This is a genomic window from Bacillus sp. GW823-FHT06A11 (assembly GCF_058795355.1).
The window spans coordinates 64896-86524 of the sequence record NZ_JBXAHS010000003.1 but is presented as its reverse complement, the minus strand read 5'-3'; the positions used below and the strand labels follow the sequence as shown (position 1 = coordinate 86524).

Below are 21629 nucleotides of genomic sequence, written 5' to 3'. Positions count from 1 at the left end.
GACAGTATTTATTTACTCATTAAATAGCAACGTCTTTCCCACTTCCCTACGCTGGCATTAACCAGATCAGGTACTAAGAGTCTCAAAATCACATTTGATCTCAGCCTATAAAAGGCTCCCCTAGTGGATAAATATTTTGTTTTTATAATGTATTCATCATAGCATACTTCGTGAAACTGTCAAAAGAATTAGTTATATAATCTCCTTAAAACCCTTCTTCATTTCTAACTTTTAATGATGTTTCAATAATTATATCTAATAGTTTGCTATAACTAATTCCCGCTGCTTCTGCACTTTTGGGCAATAGGCTTGATTGTGTCATCCCTGGTAATGTATTAATTTCCATTACATATGGAATTCCGTCCTTCACCATCATATCAACTCTTGCATAAACACTACATTTTAATGCTTTATAACAAGTCAGTGAAGCTTTATTTACACGTTCATTAATTTCTGCTGGAAGTTCGATAACTTCCTCAACTGTACTAGTATCATCATATTTTGCATTGTAATCAAAGAACTCGGCTGCATGTCGAATTGAAACTATAGGTAACTGTTTTCCATCCAGAATAGAACATGTAATTTCATCACCTTTTATATACTTCTCAATTACTACTTCAGAATCCCATTCGAATACAGTTTCTAGCATTGAGATCAATTCATTTTTATTGTAAACGATTTTCACCCCGACACTCGATCCGCCAGAGTTTGGTTTTACCACTAATGGAAATCCTAACTTATCTAACTCATCAAGATTTAGATCCTCCATTTTTGTAAGTTCAATCCAATCTGGTGTTTCTACACCTTCATAACGTAAAATCTTTTTCGAAATATTTTTATCCATACATATACTGCTAGATAACATATTACTTCCGCTATAAGGAATCCCTAAACTCTCCAGTGTTCCTTGAACTGTCCCATCTTCTCCGTATTTTCCGTGTAATGCGAGCAATGCAAAGTCAATGTCTTTCGCTTTTTCAATTAAATCCATTTTTTCGTTTAATGTAATTGGAACTATTTCATACTTATTTTTATCTAAATGAGCAATCATTTCATTCCCCGTCATAATTGAAACTTGTTTTTCAGACGATACCCCGCCCATAATAACACCGATTTTCATTTTCTCAACTCCAAATTTCATTTTTTAATGTATCACCAATTATTTTAATTCCCCGAACTATTTCTTCTTCTTTCAAGCGCGAAAACCCTAATCGGAAAGTGTTTGCTCCTTCTCCATCAGAGTAAAAAACATCTCCAGGTGAAAACGTAACGCCTTTCTCATAACACTTTTGTAAAAGTGTGCGGGCATTCATATGCTCTTCTAGCTCTATAAATAAATGAAGTCCACCATCTCCAGTCATTCTTTTAAAAGGAATGTACTGGTTACATGCCCCGACAGCTAACTCATATTTTTTCTTATAAACAGATCTTGCCTTTTTTAAATATTTTTCAAAATATCCCTCATGTAAATATTGAAACAGAACAGCTTGATCTAGCGTAGATGTGTGAATCGTTCTTGCTCTTTTTACGCTTTCTAAATAATGAATCAGCTCTTTATCTGCAATAATCCAGCCTACACGTAAACCAGGGAAAAGCACCTTTGAAAAGCTACTAATATAAATCACATTATTGCCAGCTCCCGCAAAAGTTAATAATGGAGCTAAATGTGAACCTGAATAACGTAATTCTTCATTAAATCCGTCCTCTATAATAGGAACCTTGTATTTTGAGAATAACCACATCAATTCCGTTCTTTTCTCTGAACTCGTAACAATACCGGTTGGATTATGATAAGAAGGAATTAAATAAGCAAAATCAAAATCTTTTTCACGCAAACTTTTTTCAACTTCATTCGTATCAATACCATCCTCATGCATATCAATCCCATGAACTTCAAGTCCATGTAAACGGAAAAGCTTAAGTGCAGCATGGTGAGTTGGATTCTCACAAATGACACGACCGGATTTTTTTGATAAAGAAGAGAGTACAATATCCAATCCTTCTGTAAATCCATTTGTAATTAGAATATCTTTATTCGAAATGTCTACACCTTTCATTTCCATGTAATGAAGTAAATAATTCATTAACGGTTTATATCCCTTTGCATATCCGTAGTTCAATACGATGTCCCCTTCAATGGACATACGAGTAAGAAAAGCTCTTTTGAAATTTTCAACATCAAATAGCTTCTCATCCGGGGCTATACTATTAAAAACAATCATTCCCTTTTCCCAACGAACACCATGTTTCATTAAATCTAATTCGTCCGCTAATGCGGTCACTGTATTAAGTTTATTTTTCCAATCTATTTCAACAGACGAAGTGTTAGATATATCCACCTTCGCAACAAAGTTCCCTTTTCCTTTAACTGCATAAATGAGTCCTTCTTGCTCTAAATCTGCATAAGCAGCGAGTACAGTGTTTCTACTCACACTTAGTAATTCACTTAGTTCCCTTGTTGATGGGATTTTTTGATCCCCGAGCAAATGCCCTTTCATAATCATCTTTTTCAAATAGTCTTTTAATTGAATATAAACGGGACGATCTTTAACAACTTTAAAATCCTTAAACAATTCCTTACCCCCTGCAATCATTTTTGCATATTTATTTCATTCTCAAAAGGTCCACGACATATGTATTTTTTATAAAGGGCGGTACGGTCTTACAAATCTTTTCGATATAAGTTAATTACATCTTTTAAAGCTGCAGCTGCTGCGCCTCGTGGATTAGAAGCCCCGCCAATTGTAGTAACTTGCCCCATCGTATCTGTAAAGAACGTAATTCCTTTTTCGGTCCCATTTACTTTTGCTAACGGATGATCTTTTTCTATTTCGCACGGTTCAACATTTAAATTCACATTGCCACCCTCATCCTTATATATTGATGCTATTAATTTAATAATTTTATGTTGTTTCTTAGCATTTTGTATTTGCTGTTTTGTAACGTGCTCGATTCCTTTTATATGTATATCAGTAAGTGTTTTCTCTGTTTCCATTAAGCTGTTAGTCAAAAGTAACAATTTACACGCACTATCTGAACCACTTATATCTAATATAGGGTTTGTCTCAGCAATCCCTTTATTTTGTGCTTCTTTCAGCGCTTCTTCAAATGTCATATCTTCCTCATACATTTTCGTAAGAATATAATTAGTTGTTCCATTTAATATTCCTTCTATTTTATCAATACTGCAACCGGCTAAACTAAATTGTCCAATATCTAGTGTCGGTAGTGCAGCGGCTGTTGCACCGCTATATCGAATTCGTACATTTGCGCCTCTTGCTGCTTCATTTATTTCTCTCCAGTTTGTAACGAGCGCACCTTTAGAAATTGCTACTATATCCATCTGTTTCTCAATCGCTTGTTTCATATATTGTTTCCCTGGATTTCCATCTTTAAGATTTGTAACCGTTGATTCTACCAATACAGTACCACTTATGCTAGTTATTGCACGTTCCTTCGGATGATACTCTAAATATTTTTCAATTGCAGCGGTACCGCCACCATACATCAATAAATGATGAAGAGATAAGCCTTCTTCATTATGTATTGCAATATTTCTCCCTAATACGCCACTTACAACTAATTGAATCCCATATGTTTCATATATATATGAATATTTTTCATTTAATAATTTTATAAACTCTCTGCCTACTGTTCCGTATCCTGATAATACAACTTGAATTTTCATAATATCCCCCATATTTTTCTACCAAATCCCTCTTTCAATATAATATAAAGCGCTCTCGAATTCCATCGAGAGCGCTTTATTATTACCTATTTCGGTAAACGTGATAGCTTTTCAGCAATTGTTCTATAAAACTCTTGAATGCTAGAAAAACCTAACGAGTCTGAAACACTTAACCCTACCATGTCGAGATGGTCCCAATTCGCTTTCGTTTCGATATGATTCCATTTTCCAACCTGTAATGACTCATTATTATTTACAGCAACATTAGAAGATGGTGCAATCATGGAATTTGTATTTACTACACCATCATTTTGCCACCAAGAAGTATCAACTAACGGACGGTTTTCTTCATATCTCGCATAAGAACCTAAGAAAAACGCATTCCCCATCAACACTTTATTCATCGTTATATGAGGTAAATGTAAACCTGTTATAGGTGCTGCTTGTGATGCATGTCCACTATAGGATAAGTAATACACATCCGGTTGTGTCTTTACCCAATTATTTAACTCCTTTGCACCATCTGTACTTAAATCCCATTGACTTATATCTTTTGTATTTTTCCAAAGTGAACTATTTAGAATACGATTACTATATTGGAAAAAGGACTCTCCAGCATTCTTCTTTATACCCCATTGATCCAATTTGAAATCATATAACGATAAATTATTGTTTCCTCCGAAGCTTGCAGTTGTAATGAGTAAATCTTTAACGAACGGTAGCAGAAGACTCCCATCCGCAAGTGTTGTACCGTTGTGAGGGGTTGCTAATGTTGTAACACTATGAACATATGATTTTCCGCCTTCAAATAGTGGTGATATTTTGGTGTTTGGGTGATTTTTCACATAATTCTTTTCTTCAAAACTGCCTTCTTTTAATAGCTGTACTAATGTTCTAATCGTTTGTCCACCCATGCTATGTCCAACTAAATGAACTTTATTTGTTTCAGTCCAATTCGGTGCAAAACCACTATAAGTTCTGCCAAAACGATTATGTCCATGTTTCTCAGCATGTACGGCACCATAGTCTACTGTCCCACCGTTAATTTGTGCATACAATTCACATGCACGATCCCAGTTACTAGAAACAGGTCCAACAGCAGCGGTATGTACCGTATAACCATTTCGTTTCAAATCTTCCTGTATATCATGAACACCACCCCAATATTTTACGCCCAGCATTTCTTCCCTACCCCATCCAGCAAATCCATTCACCAATATGATAGGATAATTATTTTGTTGCCTTTCTTCAGCGTATGATATTTTCGCTGCGAATGAACATACGGTCACTAATGCGAAAAAACATATTTTTAAAAATAACTTCCCCATACTTTCTCCCCCTAATAAAACGTTTACATTTTTCTTTTCGAAAAATTAACAGAATAATTTAACAACTTAAACATAATGTAAAGTATTTTATATACGTTGTATATATAGAAAACATATACAAATGTTGATAAATATTAATTCAAGTGAACATTTACTTTTTACAATATAACTTGTAAATCTGTTTATTTAGATTTATAATTAGATATAGTTTCCTCATGTTAAAAAGATTTAAAAACCATAAGAAAACTAATCTCATTGCTTCAAAAAGGAGGAAAAAACATGCAAATCGGATCAAATATTCATACATTATCTCAACCTACTAAAATAACTCCATCTACTCTTGAGCATAATACTATCTCTTCTACTAAACTTGAAAGTAAGAAAGTAAATGATCCTATCAAGTTTGATATTCGTTCATCTGAAAAAGAAATGAAACAGCCTGAGCATAAATTTAATGAATTAGATTTATGGAAGATGTTAAAGGATAAAGGTGTTCCTTTATGGATCATCCTTGAAATGCTACAAAAGGCTCGTAAAGAAAAAGAAGCCCAAAATAATTCAGTTCAAAATTCAAATGCGATTGAGGAAACAAACGAGACTCGATTAAATGAAGTAATGTAAAGCATAATAATTGATTTGTCTATAAACTAAAAAGAGTTCGAAGCTGATAAACTTTCTATCAACCTCGAACTCTTTTTTAAGACTTTTCTCCGATCGTTACAAACTGAACTGATACTTTCTCTTTAAAACCTTCAATTAGCTTTCTTACTTTTACTTTTTCATTAATTAATGTATTATCTGTCGACATTTTAGGTTTTTCATCACCTAACGACTTTTTTAAATGTAGAAGTTGCATATTCGTTTCATTCGCTTTTATTTCTTTATACACACTATTTTTCGCCACAATGATATACCATAGTGCTCCATAGTCACGTTTATTGCCAAGCCAAGCATCACTATCATATGCAACTGGTATCTCTTTTCCTTCTATTTTAATACTTTTAATATTCTTTTCTTCTTCATTTATATATAGTAGTGAGCTTTCTTTTGGAAAATTAGGTAACGTATCTACCAGTTTGGAAAGGGCTCCTTGGTCACGTTTACGAAAAATCTTTGCTTTAATCATCGCTTGTGCAGTAGATTCATTTAATATTAATACCTTTCCTTTTTCAAATTCCCCTGTTTTCACTGGGAAAATTTCATGTTCTTTCGTATTTTCCTTATAACGATTCATAATTGCTCCAGTATGATTCTCATCTCCAATGATTAATACACCGTTAGCTGGAAATAATTCTTCACTTTTAGCACATGCACTTAAACTAATTAAAATTAATATACATAATATGAAAATTGATAATGTTTTTTTCATTACAATTCCTTTCATAACTCATATTGTTTTTTTACATGCTTTTCTGCAATGTTACTTGCTGATGTTCTCTACTGTTCCATAGTTTTATAAAGCTTTTGTAGGTAACGCCAACGAGTGATAAAGAAGTATAAAACTTGTATACATATAAATGAAATTAAAATGGCGATAGAGCTATTTATGATAGAAAAGTCGACTAATTGTTGTAATGCCATATAAGCGACTACAGTATGAATCACTGCAACGACAATTGGTAAAAAGAACATTAATAATAACTGCCTCGTTACAACCTTTTTCAACTCACCTTTACTTAATCCCATTTTCGAAATCATTTTATATTGCTGTTGATCGCGATCTAAATCTGTATATAATCGGAAATAAATAAAACTAGCGGCGAATGTAAAGAAGACGATTCCGACTAAAATACTTACCATAAGTAATAAACCATTCTTTTGCTTTGCTTCCAACAAGTTTAATGTTAAAGCTTCAAAGTAGAAATCTCTGTCCCTAAGATCTTTATCAAATATACTCTTTAATTGATTGGAAATCTCTTTCGTTTTTATCCAATCATCTACAACAAATCCGTAAGTACGATATGAAATTTCTTCATTAACTGGGTCACTAGTAAGAGGCATTCCATCATATACTTGATCTTGAACAGCGATATAAATAGTTCTAGAATCATGTGGTAAAACTAAATTTTCTACAGCTTTTTTCACATGAAATGTCTTTGTCCAATCACCTTGAATGACTTCTATATCCTTTTTATACTCGCCATTTTTAAATTCTTGTTTTTGTGATACAACTCCAGGGATTAATAAAATTTCATCTTCTTTTTCAATGGTTTCTTGTTGATAGCCTAGTGCTTTAGCAAGATCGTTGTATTCACTTAACTTCATTACATTTACGCTATTTTCTGTGTATATATATGAAGATGAAGCCATTCGATACGGAATATTAGCATCAGAAAGGTGTTTTTTTATAATAGAAAGATTTTTATTCAATACTTTGTCATTTTCCAAACTTCCATACAAAAATGTATACGGATTTGTCATCCTTACCAAATCCCTATTTCCAATTGCGGCTGTTGTACCAATTGCTGTAAATGCAACTGCTGAAACAATAGATACTATAAAAAACATCGTTGCATTATCTTTCATACGGTAAATTAATTCTGAAAATGTTAATATATTTGTTCTCTTTAAAAAGAAAGATTCTCTCCTTTTAGCAAGGTGCAATATATAAACGCTACACTGAGTATATAAAAAGTACGTTCCTATAATTACTAGAAGCACACCTATTCCAAGCGTAATAAAATTGGTACTTGGTATAAAGCGAAATACTGAAAAATATCCATACCCTATACTAATTAAAGAAAGTATCGATAATAAAACTGAAGATTTCGGTTCAGGTTTTGGCTTTTCCTCTGCTCGAATAAGTTCCACAAGTTCCGTTACTTTTATCATTTTAAATGTAAATAATGAAACAATTAAAAACAAGAAAAGAAATGTAATAACTGTTAATAATACAGCTCGGACTGGTATATAAAAAGGTAAACCATTATTAATCATTAATACACTTGCACTTATCAATAAGACTAGTTTAGAAAATATGAGTCCAATGAAAATCCCTATACAAATTGAACCCAGTCCAATCAACATATTTTCAATTAATAATAATTTCTTAAGCTGTCTCATTGACATACCTTGCATCATTAAAATGCCAAATTCTTTCTTACGCGTCTTTAAAAACGAACTAACTGAATATAAAATAAAGAAAAATGAAAATACAAAAATCAATCCTTGCGAAACTGAAAATCCCAATGTACCAAATGCACTTATTGTTGCACTTGTCGATTTCAACTCACCTTGTAAATCAGGATGAAATAATAAAAGAGCATACGTAAAGAAAATCATAATAGAAAATGCACTACTTAAAAAATGGGCAGCATATGTACGCTTATTGCGAAAAATATTATTAAATGCGAACTGACGAAAAGTCATGCCTTTTTCCTCCTAACAAAGAAAGGACATCCATAATCTTTTGATAAAAAGTTTGCCTACTTTCACCACAATAAATTTCGTTATATAGTTGACCATCTTTAATAAAGATTACTCGGCTGCAAAAGCTCGCTGCATACGGATCATGTGTAACTAACATCATCGTTGCTTTTTCTTCTTTATTTAGAGTATCAAGCATCTCCATTACATCATTTGAAGATTTAGAGTCCAAGTTCCCTGTTGGTTCATCTGCAAGTAATAATTGCGGCTTATGAACGATCGCACGAGCGATTGCTGTTCTTTGAGCTTGTCCCCCTGATATTTCAAACGTTCTTTTACTCAATATATCAGTAATGTTTAACTTCTTTGCAATCTCTTCTACTCGTTTATTCATTTCTTGGACGGAAACACCATCTAAAGTCATCGGCAATACGATGTTTTCTTTTACAGTAAGTGTGCTAAGAAGATTAAATGATTGAAATACAAATCCTAATTGTTTTCTGCGGAATAACGCTAATTCTTCTGATGATAATTGAAAAGGATTTGTACCATTAATAAATATTTCTCCCGATGATGGAGAATCAATAGTAGATACCATATTTAATAACGTTGTTTTCCCACTACCTGACGGGCCCATAATTCCTACAAATTCACCTTCTTGAATTGATAAATCAATATCTACTAATGCTTTATAAGGTACTTTCCCTTTATATACTTTACTAATACTATTTGCCTGCAAAATTTCCATTTATATTCTCCCTTCATTTCCACTGCTCACTATAGAGTGTAAATGAATTGTCTTACAGCTCATATTGATTCACCTTTCATTTATCTTACACGCTTGTAAGATTTCTAAAAAAACTGATAACAAACCTATTTTCAAATCTATAAACAAAGCATATCTATCTTATAATATTTGCATATTGGTTAGAATTACAATGCTATTTTCTAATCTTTATTTTATTAATAAGAAAAGACCGATTTTTTTATCGGTCTTTTTACTTTCAAATATTATATTTTAACTATTGTATGTAGTTGAAGCATATTTGAGTTACCCATTAAATACTATTTCACTTTATAATAACCTCTGCAAAAAAAATGAGTGCTTCGGTTTCATTGCAATCAAAAACGAATTGTAAATATCTGAGGCGGAAATGAATGCGTTTATCCAACATATAAATAATAAAATTGATTTAATATTTCCTGATACAAAGAACGATATCATGGCAGGAACTACTGATAATACAATTATAGGCAAGCTCATAAAGACCCAAAATCTCGTTTTGGGTAAGACTGCATTTGTATTTAACCAAAAAAATCTTTTACTAAATGTTAAGCTAATATCCCCTTTTTTACTTATTACTAAAATGTGTAGACATTCGTGAATGATGAAGACTAACATACCTATTATGATAAGATAAAATATATTAATATGAGTGAAACCTGTTTCAAAAAAATAAGGTATTATAAAAATGATTATCTGAAGTAAATATACAAACTTCATATAATGTTTTCGGTACCAATTATTCTGTATAAAAGGAGTCCATTCTGAAAAATCCATACTTATTTGTGGCAAGTGACGAAACCAAATTATAATATGTGTTCCCCTCCCTCATTTAAACTAATTCCTGGCTTATAGATTTAATCTACCTACTAGCACTCAACCGTAAGTTTTATATGTAGCTCTTTAATAGACTTACCAGCAATTTTTGTTGACTAAGACTAAATGCTTCTTTATACCGCCCACTTTTCCCTTCCATTTTTTAAGTAATTGATTTGTAGAATGATTTGAGTAAGAAATTTGTATTATCATTGATACATAAATTCGACAAAATATTCCAATCACCTTTTCATAAATGATTTTCAACTGGATATCCCATGTACAGCTTGATTTCCCTATTTTGTTGAAAAGCAATTCCTTCAAGAAGTCATTACAATTGTACCTTTCTTATGTCAGCAGGTATAAAGTGAAACTTTAATCAGTGGGGGTTTTACTGCCCGGTAATGCGGGATAAAATGAATATAAAAAAGCTTAGAGTTTTAGCTCTAAGCTTTTTTATGATTTCGTTTTAATTCCTTTTACAGAGAAATATTTTTTATCCATTCAGATTTACTCAATACATAATGATTATATAGTTGATTTTCTATCTTCTGTTCACTCAAATAAGTAAACCCGCATTTTTAATAACTTTATTTGATGGTGCATTGTTAATTAAAGCAATTGCGTTGAGGACATTTAAATTTGTTTCTTTAAACAAATAGTCAATTAAACCTTTAGTCGCTTTTGTAGCATAGCCATGATTTTGATGTTCATTTGAGATAGCATACATTATCTCTCTGTTTGGTGAAGGGAGTTCTTCTTTCATGCCTGTGCAGCACCATCCAATGCATTCATTTGTAGCTTTCTTAAATATTCCTAGCTTTAACATACGATTATCTATGTTATTCGTAGTTTTCACTGCCTCAAGAAATACTTGGTTTGCTGGTATTTCATAATTTGCAATCCAATCCATCCTTTGTTCTTTTGTTGATTTCCAGTCTGGTAAAAACTTTTCTATTTCCGGTTGATTTGCTATTTTATAAATACTCTCTGCATCTTTGACCATAAACTCTTGCAAGTATATATCTCCACAATCTATTCTAAATAACTTAGTCAAACTCTCTTCTCCCATATTAATCCCCCTTACTTACGTTATAGCGCCTTAATCTGCTTCGTAAGTTCTATAAATCGTTCATCAAGTTCTTTATATTCTTTGTCGTTAGAAGTTAAAAAGCTTAATTTTCCTAATACTTCTTGTCTCTCTGTTTCTAACTTTAAACGTAGCTCTTCAATATCATCTCTTGTTTTAGTAGGTTCTTCTAGCTGCTTTTGTATCGTATTGTTTGAAAACACGAGTTTTGTGTTAGTTGTTTTCTCCAGAAAATATCGATCGTGAGATACAATTACTAATGTTCCGTTATACTCAGCTAATGTATTTTCAAGTTGTTCACGTGAAGGTAGATCCAAGTGATTCGTCGGTTCGTCTAAAATGAGTACATCTTTTTCATCTAGAATATAAGCCATTAGCTTACATTTTACTCTTTCTCCCATACTCATATGCTCAATCGGCTCTTTCCATTGAGACGCTTGGAATCCTAAATGTTTCATTAAATTTTGGACTTTTCCTCTTTCTTCAAACGTCTCTTTAAAAAATAAATTTTCCGGTGTTCTATCAAGCGGTAAATCAAAAACTTCTTGTGTTAAATAGCCTATGTTTGCAGATGGTGAAATCCATATTTCTCCTTCAGCAGTTTCCGTTCCCATAATCATCTTCAGTAATGTTGTTTTTCCACTACCGTTTGGTCCAACAATCGCAACTTTCTCACCGTGCTGAATTGTAAAATTAACGTTTTCAAATAATGCTTTCCCATGAAAGTCTTTTTTTAATTGCTTCACTTCTAAAAAGCGTTTTCCTACTTTTTTGTTCGCTTGAATAGAAAACTCAACTGAATATTCTTCTTTCACACGTTCTACTTTCGTTTTCTCCAGCTCTTTTTCGAGTCGTTTTCGTTTTGACTTCACTTGTGCATCCATTCGCTTCGCTTTTACACGATAGAATTCTTTCACACCTTCTTGTTTTGTAGACTGCGCGTGTGCCTTTTGTGACCATGAACTCAATTCTTTTATATGTGTTTCTACTTGTTCTATCTTTTTTTGCTGCTTTTCATATTCACGCTGCTGCGACTTCCTTCTTTGCTCACGCACTTTCATGTAGCTCGTATAATTACCACTATGCTCAATTAATTTTTTGTCCTCAATTGACCATATTTTTGTTGCGACAACATCTAAAAAATATCGGTCATGCGATACAACAATAACAGTACCTTTCATCTTTTTTATTTGTTTAATGAGAAATCCCGTACTGATCTCATCTAAATGATTTGTCGGTTCGTCTAATATTAAGACATTAGGATTTTCGGCAAATCCTTTTGCTAATCGAATTTTCAGCTTTTCACCACCACTTAAAGTATGAAAATCGTTCGTTGGCACGCCCCATTTCGCAAGAAGTTCTGCTTCTTGCGAAATCACATCATTACTAATAAAAGATTCTATTTCTTGCTCAACATATGCGGTTGTCATATTCATTTGCTGCCATTCAACAATCCCTTTTGAAGGCTCAATCTTTCCATTTATTAATTGAAGTAACGTTGATTTACCAGCACCATTTTTACCAATTAATCCGATAACATCCCCTTGTTTCACTGCTACATTCATTTTTTCTAACAAAGTATTTTCCATTATTTCAACGTAAACATCATTTAATTTTAAAATTTCTTTCATATTACCGATCCCTTTCATTAAGGGAGAACAAAAAAATCCTCCCAAAGTAATTTTGGCAGGATTAGTCGTTACATTATTTATACCCAAATAAGCTATTACGCAAATCAAATAGCAATACCGTTGTTTGGAATTGGGCAGACTAATCCTAATTTTTATAAATTGAAATTTATTTCATTTCAACATTTAAAAATAAGATTAGTTAATCATCGTCCACCCATCATTCCTTTCCGTCATTAATAACCATATTGTACCATACTAGTACTGTATGAGTAAATGCAATTATTTGTGCTGTTAAAAAGATTGCTTTCTTTTAGGCTTATTTATCATTTCTTAGCTTCATATTGAACAAGCACAAATTACATTGATTGTAATACGTCCTTTAGATTTCCCCAGTAGTAAACTTCTAAGCACTCTCTCTTATATAAATTTTATATAAAAACAAAATGTTATTCGTTACCCAATAACCACTTATTGTTTTTCGATAAATTTTTATTGATTATTCCCTTGTGATAAGCTATTATATCTTTACAGAAAATAATAATGTAAGGATTGAATTTATGGACAGGACATTAAAAATCACAAAGTTAAATATGTTTTTAAGGATTTTTCTCATCCCGATTATAGTAGGGATTATTGTTGGTATACTAACTAAATTGGGGCAAAGTATACTTCCTGGACACTGGAATTCATTAGCTAATCTAGGAAGCGTTTGGTTAGTTCCATCCTTTTTTGTGGCTAGCTTTAGTTATTCTAAGCGTTCAGCTATACTTTCTGGTATCCTTGCACTACTCGGTATGGTATTAGGCTACTATGGTTATGCAATAGTTATTAAAAATGTAGCTCACTCTATTTATTTTATATCTGTATGGATTGTATGTGCATGTATAGGAGGAACTATCTTTGGAATTGCAGGTTTTCTATGGAAAGATACTACAAATCCACTTCATAAATTCGGAAGCGCACTTTTAAGTGGAGTTTTTGTAACGGATGGACTTCACATTCTTTTAAATTTTGAACACTATAGTCACATGTTACCTGTTGGATATACCGAAGTCATAGTCGGGATTATCTTGATTCTTGTATTAGAACGCTCTAATGCTAATCGAATTTCTTCTTTCTTAATGATGGTTCCTATTACTATTTTAGGATTCATTGGATATAAATTATTAAGTTTGTTTGTTTAATTACAATACTGTATCATGAAAAAATAAAAGACTAATTCTATTATAATCCACAAAAAATATCACGAATTTGAACATTATACTTATTCATGTTAATACACTTATTCAAAGGATGGATACATAAAGCTACCTCTTTCAAAGGGATAGCTTTTTTCTTACAAAATCTATTTATCAATTTATTATTAAATCCTTCTAATTTAACAACCGTATTTATTAACGTGTCATTATACATACTAAGATGACCTTTTACTATTTCATATAATTGCTATAAAATAAGGCTAAAAAACCTATCTCCAAAGTTTTTTAGCCTAGATCACTTATCTACACATTAAAAAATTTAATTCGTACAACTGTACCTTTACTAACCTCTGAATTGATTTCTACACTATGTCCTAATTGTTTCGTAATTTCATATACAAGATATAGTCCCATCCCTGTTGATTCTTTAAAATCTCTACCATTTTCTCCTGTAAAGAAAGGTTTAAAGACTCTTGGTAAATCTTGCTTTGGTATTCCTACACCATTATCGATAATTTCAAGCACAACTGTATTACCTTCCTTACAAGCTTTCACTTTAATCTTTTCTCTACTACCTGATGAATACTTAATCGCATTCGATAGTATTTGTCCGATTAAAAATTGTAACCATTTCACATCACTTTCTACAGTAATATCCTTATCAATTTCAAGCTCTGGATATACAAAATTCCGGATAAAGAATCGTTTATGTTCATGTACCGAATCATTCACTATTTTATGTAGTTGTACCCTTTCTACATAAAAGTCTTGTGTAAACGCTTCTAAACGTGCGACATACAGAGCCATTTCTAATCCCTTTTTTAATCGATCAGTTTCCTCATTTATACTTTCAAAACGTGAATCTACTTCATCCTGTGTAATTAATTCTATTACAGATAAAGGTGTTTTCATTTGATGGATCCACTGATTCATAAAGGTTAAATGGTCATTATTTTTTCTCTCTTGCATTTGCAGCTGATTTTGATAATGTCTATATTGCACCTCAAGTAATTCTTGAAGAGCAGCCGATACAGCTGCAAAATCAGATTTTTGAACAGATTCATCCAAAGATTGCATGGGGTTTGCTAAGCGCTCATAAAAAGAACGATGTGTAAAATAACGAAACATTAAATAACTCCCCATAAAGAAAACACCTAGAAACATTGCATATAACGCCGTTGTAATATGATTATGCCCATCAAACCAATATACGAGAAATATAGCTAGTAGTTGAATTATGGTAAAGCAAATAAGTGGTATATGATCACGTATAAACAACCTTATCATTTTTCTATACCATTATCCCAAGTAATATGAAATCTATATCCAACACTACGAATTGTTTCAATCGCACCTTCTATATGCAACATTTGTAACTTTTTACGCACACGTGTTGTATTTACACTTAATGTATTATCATCAACATAAGATTCACTATCCCATAATTTATTAAGTAACACTTCTCTACTCACAACACGCGGATAATTTTTCATTAATGTCTCTAATAAAATAGCTTCGTTTCTCGTTATATCAATCTCGTCATTTCTAAGTTTCAATACAAGTCTTTCAGGATATAAACAAAGGCCATGTTGCTCAATCATTCGCTCTTCTAGTTTCGGTGCATAATCTCCATATGCACGTCTTAAATGACTACGAATTTTCGCCACTACAACTTCATAATGAAAAGGCTTCGGAATAAAATCATCGCCACCGTTTTCTAACGCCATAACTTGATCCATCGTGCCTTCACGGGCCGAAATGAATAGTATCGGACATGTTGAAACTCCGCGAATTTGACGACACCAAAAGTACCCATCAAAACTCGGTAAATTAATATCTAATAAAACTAACTCTGGTTGTTCTTCTAAAAAAATGTTTAATACATTTTGAAAGTCCGATACAATAACTCCTTGATAACCATATTTCGCAACATGTGTCGATAATAGTTCTGCAATTTTCATATCGTCTTCTACAATCATAATTTTGACCATTATTGAACTCCTTTTTAATCCGCAATCTCAAATATACTTATATAGAATAAATACTACCTCTTTTCACAAAATCCGTAAATTAAAAAAGGATGCTTTTATACAAAAGTATCCTTTTTCGTCCCTTATCTATTTAATATGAAATTTACTAAAAATAAATCCTAGTTTCTCCACATAATCCATTCCTAGTTCCATACGCGCTGTTTTCAGCGGATCCACAACTTGGCAAACTTTTAAATTACCTGCTGCCGATAATAAAAGCGTTGCATCAGCTTTAGACATTGCTAATTCTTCATGTAAAAATGTCACCATATTACGTACAGCACGATTTGCTGCATCATCTAACAATTTCTCTGAAGCAATCGTCATCATTTTTTCTTTTTGAATAGCCGTTGGTAATGGCCATTGTTTTCCTTTTATAATTTGAACTGTTACCGTTACCTCACCAGCAACCTCTACACCACTAACACCAATTTCACCATCACCCATTGCTGCGTGTAAATCACCTAATGCTAATAGTGCTCCTGGGACATTAACTGGTAGTAGTAATATTGTTCCTTCTTTAATTTCTTTACAGTCCATATTCCCGCCGTGATCATGCGGTGTGCCACATGAAATGCTCTCTTCTTTCGGTGCAGTACCAATTACCCCAATCATTGGATTAATCGGGATTTGTAGTTCACTTGAAAACAAAACATATTCATTATGTATTGGGACAATTTTCACTGTATTTTCATTTAACTCATCACTCATTACACCAAGGTTTGCACCTGTAGTTAAAACGCCCTGCTCTGCAATTTCAATTTTTTCAATCGTTACGACTAATATATCGCCAGGTTCTGCTCCTTTAACATATACAGGTCCAGTCGCTGGATTAATTCGGTTCCAATCTAATTCTTGAAACACAACATCTTCAGAATTGATTTGATTTTCAAAGCAATCATATGTTTCAAATACAAGACTGCTCCCAATTTCTACTTCCATACACGGCTTATTTTCTGGTGACATTGAGTAAATGATATGGTCTTTATGAATTCGATACATAATACCTCTCCCTTTTATATTTATCTACTATTACTAATTAGCTTTTTTTATACAAGCTCCTCATAAAATTAAATGTTATTTTTATGTAAAAAAGCACGCAGATTGTTTTATAACATACACTCTTTACTATAACAGAAAGGTGGTATCACTATGCCCCTTATTCCATACAACGAAAGTGATGTTGATTTACTAGCTCGATTAATTCGCGCTGAAGCTGAAGGCGAAGGTCGCCAAGGTGAGGAGTTAGTTGGATGCGTTGTAGTAAACCGTGTATTTTGTGATTGCTTAGATTTTAAACAACTCCGTACCGTGCGAGACGCTGTATATCAAAGCCCCGGCGGATTTGAAGCAGTACAATATGGATATTTTTATCAACGCGCTCGTGAATCAGAAAAAGAAATCGCACGAAAAGTTTTACAAGGTCAATGGCGCTGGCCTGCACGATGGGCTCTTTGGTATTTCCGTCCAGTTGGAGCTTGTCCACCTGAATGGTATAATCAGCCATTTGTAGGACAGTTTAAAAGCCATTGTTTTTATGAACCAAGTGGTGATGAATGTCCGAAAATGTATTCACGATAGTAAAATTTGCAACGCAAGTACTTAGAAATTTTGGTACTTGCGTTGCTTTTAACTGTGTTTTAGAAATCTAATAGTGTGATGAATTTTTCTATGCCTACTACATGTATTAATAATGGTATACGAGGACCATTTGATTGATTCATAATGAGCTTATATATAATAGTGAATAATTGTTTTTGATTTTCTTTCATTATTTTTTTATTTTCATGATGACAAATCGCATATAATTGCTCCATTAAGTTAGAGTAATCTTTATTAGAACGAAGTATTTTACAAACTTCTACTAGCCATTCTTTCTGCCTTTCATCTAATGTGTAGTAAAACTCTGCATTTTTCTCCTCATTTACCGCGATTAATTTTTCAGATTGAAAGTTTCTTATCCAATACTCTGCGCGATTACTTATCGCTCTCATTTCATCTAATGCATAGCTCCTATCTATTTTCTTTAATATCCCCTGTAAAATAGTTGAATCAAAATTTAATAATGGTAACGTTCCTGCTACTTGATTAAATTTCGGATATTCTTTAAACTCACTATCAACTCTAGAGATTTTAATTGCATCAAATAAATCTTCATTTTTGAGCGTTTTATTTTCATAACTATCTTTCAATCGCTCATACTCTGTATAATTACGAATCACATCTTCATCCAACCCAATATGAAAAGCAGCGCCTGGTTTGTATTTTGCAAACATAAAGAGAATTACTTCTGGTATATACACTTTCAATAAATCGCTTGGTGTAATACTATTCCCTGAAGAACTAGACATTTTTTCATGATTCCCTTTAATACCAATAAAATCGTAAGAAACGTAATGAGGCGCTTCTCGATTGAATATTTTCCTTGCAATTTCTTTTGATACATTATAACTACCCGTTTCTGATGAATGATCTCTACCGCCCGGTTCAAAAATAACATCCTCTATCATCCATCTCATCGGCCAATCGATTTTCCAGTTTAGTTTCATTTTATTTGTATTTAATACGGATAACTCTTTTTCATTTCCGCATTCACATTCATACCGCACTGTTTTTAATACTTCATTAAAATGTGTAATAGTTGTTGTATCTTTTCCGCACCTCTCACAATATAATGTAGCTGGATAAAAGCTCTCTCGCTCTTCTTCACTACACTCTCCAGTTTTAAAACCCATTAAAATATCATATATTTCTTTTCGTTTATACAAGGCCTCTAATATATTTTCGTTATATCTTCCGCTTCTATATTCATCATGTTGATAAATAAATTCTACTTCAATTCCAAATGCTTGAAGCGATTTTTCAAACTCTTTTTCAAAATGCTCCGCATACGAGTTATGACATCCATACGGATCTGGAATATCACAGTATGGCATACCAATATACTTTGCAAAAGATGGATCAATATTTTTTGGAACTTTTCTAAACCTATCATAATCATCCCACGAAAATATAAAACGAGTCTTTTTCCCTAAATCTTGAAGTGCTCTTACTACGAAATAAGTCGTTACGATTTCACGAAAGTTCCCAATATGAACAGAACCTGACGGACTAATTCCAGATGCACAAACAAACATTTCTTTATTTGGATGTTTCCTAATTAATTCATGTGCTACTTCATACGCCCAATGCATATATTACTCACCTCAATTATTTTTTGTTTCTCATTTCCAGTTTTATGCAACAAAAAAACTCCCACCCCCAAGATTATTCATCTTGAGGACGAGAGTTGTTAGCTTCGCGGTACCACCTCAGTTTGTTAATATGTCACCATATTAACCTCTTCAGGTACGGCAAAATATGCTTATACCCTATCTCTATAACGGGAGAACCCGTCGCACCATCCCTAAATAAATTAGTTCCTTGCGCAGCTCCAAGTCTTTTTTCATTAAGATGTATACCGCTCTTTCTCAGCTACCAGAGCTCTCTGTACGTATTCTTTCTTAACTACTCTTCTCTTCTATGCCTTAAATATTAGTTTTTTAATATGATAATTTATAACACTTTTATTGTCAAACTTTTCCGAATCGAAATCGTAAAATTATCTAAAAAAATTCTTTATCGCTTCTAATTGAATTTTGTGGCTACACTCATCACAACAATATGTCCCTTTTGGTTTCTCTTTAAATCGCTTATATTTTTCACTACCTTCGTAAACACGAAATATATTCTTACAAGAAAAGCAAACAATCTCATAAAACATCATATGCATTTTCCCCTCCGTGTTTATAAACCTTTTAATCACTTGAGAAGATTAGTTTTCTAGAGCACAAATCATAATATCCTCTGACTAAAAGGTTTACCTCTATTCTTATCGAATTATATTAATATCTTATAACGCGAGGTGAACATCTTGTTCAGTAATATAGACTTAGCTTTAAATGTTAAAGCAAGTTTAGCTGAAGGACCATGTTGGAATGAAAAAAAGCAACTTTTATATTGGGTTGATATTATGGAGAAAAAATTATGCATATATAATCCTACTACCAATACGAACCGAGTAATCGCTCTCAATCAACAAATTGGCTGTGTTGTTCCATATTTAGAGGACATATTACTCTTAGCTATGGAAAACGGCTTTTATTCTATTAATGTAAATACAGAAAAACTGACACATATGTTTGACCCCGAACCTCATTTAATAGAAAATCGTTTTAATGATGAAAAATGTGATCCCGCTGGTCGTTTCTGGGCAGGTACTACAGATACATACGGTATGAATGCTGCAGGTTCCTTATATTGTTTACATAATAATTTGAGTGTAGAGAAAAAAGTTTCACATGTAAATACTTCAAACGGAATCGCTTGGTCACCTGATCATACATACCTTTACTTTATAGATACACCTACTAAAAAAGTGGTTCGCTATCAATATAATATACGTACTGGAGACATTCATAATCCAAGTGATGTAATCATTTTCTCTGAAAATGATGGTCTACCTGATGGTATGACAATTGACGAAGAAGGTTGTTTATGGATTGCACATTGGGGAGGTTCAAAAATAACTAGATGGAATCCCTCTACTGGAGAACAAATATTAAGTATTCCAATTCCTGCGTTATATGTAACATCATGTACATTTGGTGGACCTAACTTAACTGATTTATATGTTACAACAGCCAGAACAAGAATGACGATTGAAATTAATCTTTTAACCGAAGAAATGATAAGTACTTTAAAAAGCATTTATAAAGAATGGAAAGAACTAAAAGTTGAAATAAAAGAATTAGCTTATAATATAGTTCTTAATGAAAGACACATTCGATTAAAAACAAATGCCATTACATTTGTCATTCGGAAATAATACTATAAAAAGTAAGGATATTTCCTCATATATTCATAGGAATACCCTTACCTTTTATTTTCATAAAATTATTTTGTTATTAGTTTTCGCATCATTTAAAATATAATTTTCTTTCGACATACTACTCAGCTATTAATTGAATTCATTAACTGGAAGAAATATTCTGCTTCATGAGTCTCATTCAATTTATACCATGAATGAAGTGTATCCGGCGCAAATACATCTAATTTTTTCAGTACTTCCATGGCAAATTCTAGAGGCGCTACACCCGATGCAGTAATAAGGTTTCTACTAGACGCTACAGGTCCCACTTCATAAAAATTTTCTCCTTTATAAGTAGGACAAACCATTTTCATATACTCTAAACTATTACTTGTGTGATTTATAGAATCCAAGTAACCGTAATTTGCAAGACCTATAGTTGCACCGCAAATTGCTGCTACAATTGTACCAAGTTTTAAAGCTTCATCAACTGTTTTCAAAATAGGTTTATGTATTTCTTCACTCCAAGTATTCCCTCCAGGTAAAATTAATAAATCGTTACTCTCAAGGATACATTCATCTAGGGAAATATCCGGCTTTATATTCAAGCCCCCCATTGAAATAATCGTTTCTCTATTTATTCCAACTGTAACTACTTTAAAAGGCGCTACATCTTTTTTGAAATATCTCCCTGTATTAAGTTCAGCAATTAAATGTCCGTATTCCCAATCAGACATCGTGTCAAATACATATAGATAGGCTTTTCTTGTTTGCATTCAATAACACTCCATTCATATACTACACTCTTAATTAAAACAAGTGCTCTTTTCAGTTTAACATTTTATTCA

The 21629-nt window shown here is 32.6% G+C and carries 17 protein-coding genes, 3 pseudogenes, 1 riboswitch and 1 other annotated feature; of the genes and pseudogenes, 4 read left to right on the top strand and 16 right to left on the bottom strand.

What is annotated here, in order from left to right; genetic code table 11:
- Positions 1–26: 26 nt before the first annotated feature.
- Positions 27–132: riboswitch (TPP riboswitch) on the bottom strand.
- Positions 133–205: 73 nt separating this feature from the next.
- From AC1Q8L_RS14395 to AC1Q8L_RS14380, 4 genes are all read right to left on the bottom strand, one after another.
- Entirely contained in the window at positions 206–1120 is a 915-nt protein-coding gene (locus tag AC1Q8L_RS14395) for a D-alanine--D-alanine ligase (protein WP_002094034.1), read from the bottom strand.
- A 4-nt stretch (positions 1121–1124) separates the two neighbouring features.
- The gene (gene pdxR, locus AC1Q8L_RS14390) at positions 1125–2573 is read right to left on the bottom strand and encodes a MocR-like pyridoxine biosynthesis transcription factor PdxR (RefSeq protein ID WP_098312036.1); all 1449 of its coding nucleotides are present in this window, start codon (positions 2571–2573) and stop codon (positions 1125–1127) included.
- Positions 2574–2662: 89 nt separating this feature from the next.
- On the bottom strand, positions 2663–3688 hold the full coding sequence (locus AC1Q8L_RS14385) for a homoserine dehydrogenase (RefSeq protein WP_000701769.1): 1026 nt from the start codon (positions 3686–3688) through the stop codon (positions 2663–2665).
- Positions 3689–3774: 86 nt separating this feature from the next.
- The gene (locus AC1Q8L_RS14380; protein WP_000517062.1) at positions 3775–5016 is read right to left on the bottom strand and encodes an esterase/lipase family protein; all 1242 of its coding nucleotides are present in this window, start codon (positions 5014–5016) and stop codon (positions 3775–3777) included.
- A 279-nt stretch (positions 5017–5295) separates the two neighbouring features.
- Here AC1Q8L_RS14380 and AC1Q8L_RS14375 point away from each other — a divergent pair, with 279 nt between their 5' ends.
- Complete coding sequence (locus AC1Q8L_RS14375) at positions 5296–5637, top strand: DUF3914 domain-containing protein (protein ID WP_001165517.1); 342 nt, start codon at positions 5296–5298, stop codon at positions 5635–5637.
- A gap of 76 nt (positions 5638–5713) precedes the next feature.
- Here the strand turns inward: AC1Q8L_RS14375 and AC1Q8L_RS14370 are convergent, their stop codons facing one another.
- From AC1Q8L_RS14370 to abc-f, 6 genes and pseudogenes are all read right to left on the bottom strand, one after another.
- Positions 5714–6385, bottom strand: coding sequence for a lipoprotein BA_5634 family protein (locus tag AC1Q8L_RS14370; RefSeq protein WP_002094033.1), 672 nt, complete (start codon positions 6383–6385; stop codon positions 5714–5716).
- Positions 6386–6453: 68 nt separating this feature from the next.
- On the bottom strand, positions 6454–8385 hold the full coding sequence (locus AC1Q8L_RS14365) for an ABC transporter permease (RefSeq protein ID WP_000144151.1): 1932 nt from the start codon (positions 8383–8385) through the stop codon (positions 6454–6456).
- Complete coding sequence (locus AC1Q8L_RS14360) at positions 8360–9130, bottom strand: ABC transporter ATP-binding protein (protein ID WP_000404441.1); 771 nt, start codon at positions 9128–9130, stop codon at positions 8360–8362. The genes AC1Q8L_RS14365 and AC1Q8L_RS14360 overlap by 26 nt, the downstream gene beginning before the upstream one ends.
- Positions 9131–9447: 317 nt before the next feature.
- Positions 9448–9943, bottom strand: a pseudogene (locus tag AC1Q8L_RS14355) (DUF3267 domain-containing protein).
- Positions 9944–10461: 518 nt separating this feature from the next.
- Positions 10462–11054 (bottom strand): annotated as a pseudogene (locus AC1Q8L_RS14350) (GNAT family N-acetyltransferase).
- A gap of 20 nt (positions 11055–11074) precedes the next feature.
- The gene (abc-f, locus tag AC1Q8L_RS14345) at positions 11075–12703 is read right to left on the bottom strand and encodes a ribosomal protection-like ABC-F family protein (RefSeq protein WP_002152855.1); all 1629 of its coding nucleotides are present in this window, start codon (positions 12701–12703) and stop codon (positions 11075–11077) included.
- A gap of 557 nt (positions 12704–13260) precedes the next feature.
- On the opposite strand from abc-f, the gene AC1Q8L_RS14340 reads away from it, so the two are divergent.
- The gene (locus tag AC1Q8L_RS14340) at positions 13261–13887 is read left to right on the top strand and encodes a DUF6518 family protein (RefSeq protein ID WP_098312035.1); all 627 of its coding nucleotides are present in this window, start codon (positions 13261–13263) and stop codon (positions 13885–13887) included.
- 318 nt (positions 13888–14205) lie between these two features.
- On the opposite strand, the gene AC1Q8L_RS14335 is transcribed toward AC1Q8L_RS14340, so the two are convergent.
- The 3 genes from AC1Q8L_RS14335 to AC1Q8L_RS14325 all read right to left on the bottom strand — a co-directional run bounded on the left by AC1Q8L_RS14335 (position 14206) and on the right by AC1Q8L_RS14325 (position 16934).
- Positions 14206–15189: a sensor histidine kinase gene (locus AC1Q8L_RS14335; protein WP_002094028.1), complete on the bottom strand. Its 984-nt coding sequence runs from the start codon at positions 15187–15189 to the stop codon at positions 14206–14208.
- Positions 15186–15893, bottom strand: a complete 708-nt coding sequence (locus tag AC1Q8L_RS14330) for a response regulator transcription factor (RefSeq protein ID WP_000238993.1) — start codon at positions 15891–15893, stop codon at positions 15186–15188. Before AC1Q8L_RS14330 ends, AC1Q8L_RS14335 begins: the two co-directional genes overlap by 4 nt.
- Before the next feature lie 126 nt (positions 15894–16019).
- The gene (locus tag AC1Q8L_RS14325) at positions 16020–16934 is read right to left on the bottom strand and encodes an acetamidase/formamidase family protein (protein WP_098312033.1); all 915 of its coding nucleotides are present in this window, start codon (positions 16932–16934) and stop codon (positions 16020–16022) included.
- A gap of 150 nt (positions 16935–17084) precedes the next feature.
- Here AC1Q8L_RS14325 and AC1Q8L_RS14320 point away from each other — a divergent pair, with 150 nt between their 5' ends.
- The gene (locus AC1Q8L_RS14320) at positions 17085–17513 is read left to right on the top strand and encodes a cell wall hydrolase (RefSeq protein WP_001128402.1); all 429 of its coding nucleotides are present in this window, start codon (positions 17085–17087) and stop codon (positions 17511–17513) included.
- Positions 17514–17572: 59 nt separating this feature from the next.
- Here AC1Q8L_RS14320 and lysS read toward each other — a convergent pair whose 3' ends face one another.
- Positions 17573–19126 carry a lysine--tRNA ligase gene (lysS, locus tag AC1Q8L_RS14315; protein ID WP_000558590.1) on the bottom strand — a complete coding sequence of 518 codons (1554 nt, stop codon included), beginning with the start codon at positions 19124–19126 and terminating at the stop codon, positions 17573–17575.
- An 81-nt stretch (positions 19127–19207) separates the two neighbouring features.
- Positions 19208–19464 (bottom strand) — a binding site (T-box leader).
- A gap of 69 nt (positions 19465–19533) precedes the next feature.
- The gene (locus tag AC1Q8L_RS14310) at positions 19534–19704 is read right to left on the bottom strand and encodes a DUF2197 domain-containing protein (RefSeq protein ID WP_098312032.1); all 171 of its coding nucleotides are present in this window, start codon (positions 19702–19704) and stop codon (positions 19534–19536) included.
- Positions 19705–19845: 141 nt separating this feature from the next.
- Between AC1Q8L_RS14310 and AC1Q8L_RS14305 the strand changes: the two are divergent.
- A pseudogene (locus tag AC1Q8L_RS14305) lies at positions 19846–20631 on the top strand (SMP-30/gluconolactonase/LRE family protein); the annotation flags it as partial.
- A gap of 293 nt (positions 20632–20924) precedes the next feature.
- Here the strand turns inward: AC1Q8L_RS14305 and AC1Q8L_RS14300 are convergent.
- Positions 20925–21557, bottom strand: coding sequence for a type 1 glutamine amidotransferase family protein (locus AC1Q8L_RS14300; RefSeq protein WP_001194780.1), 633 nt, complete (start codon positions 21555–21557; stop codon positions 20925–20927).
- Positions 21558–21629 lie beyond the last annotated feature (72 nt).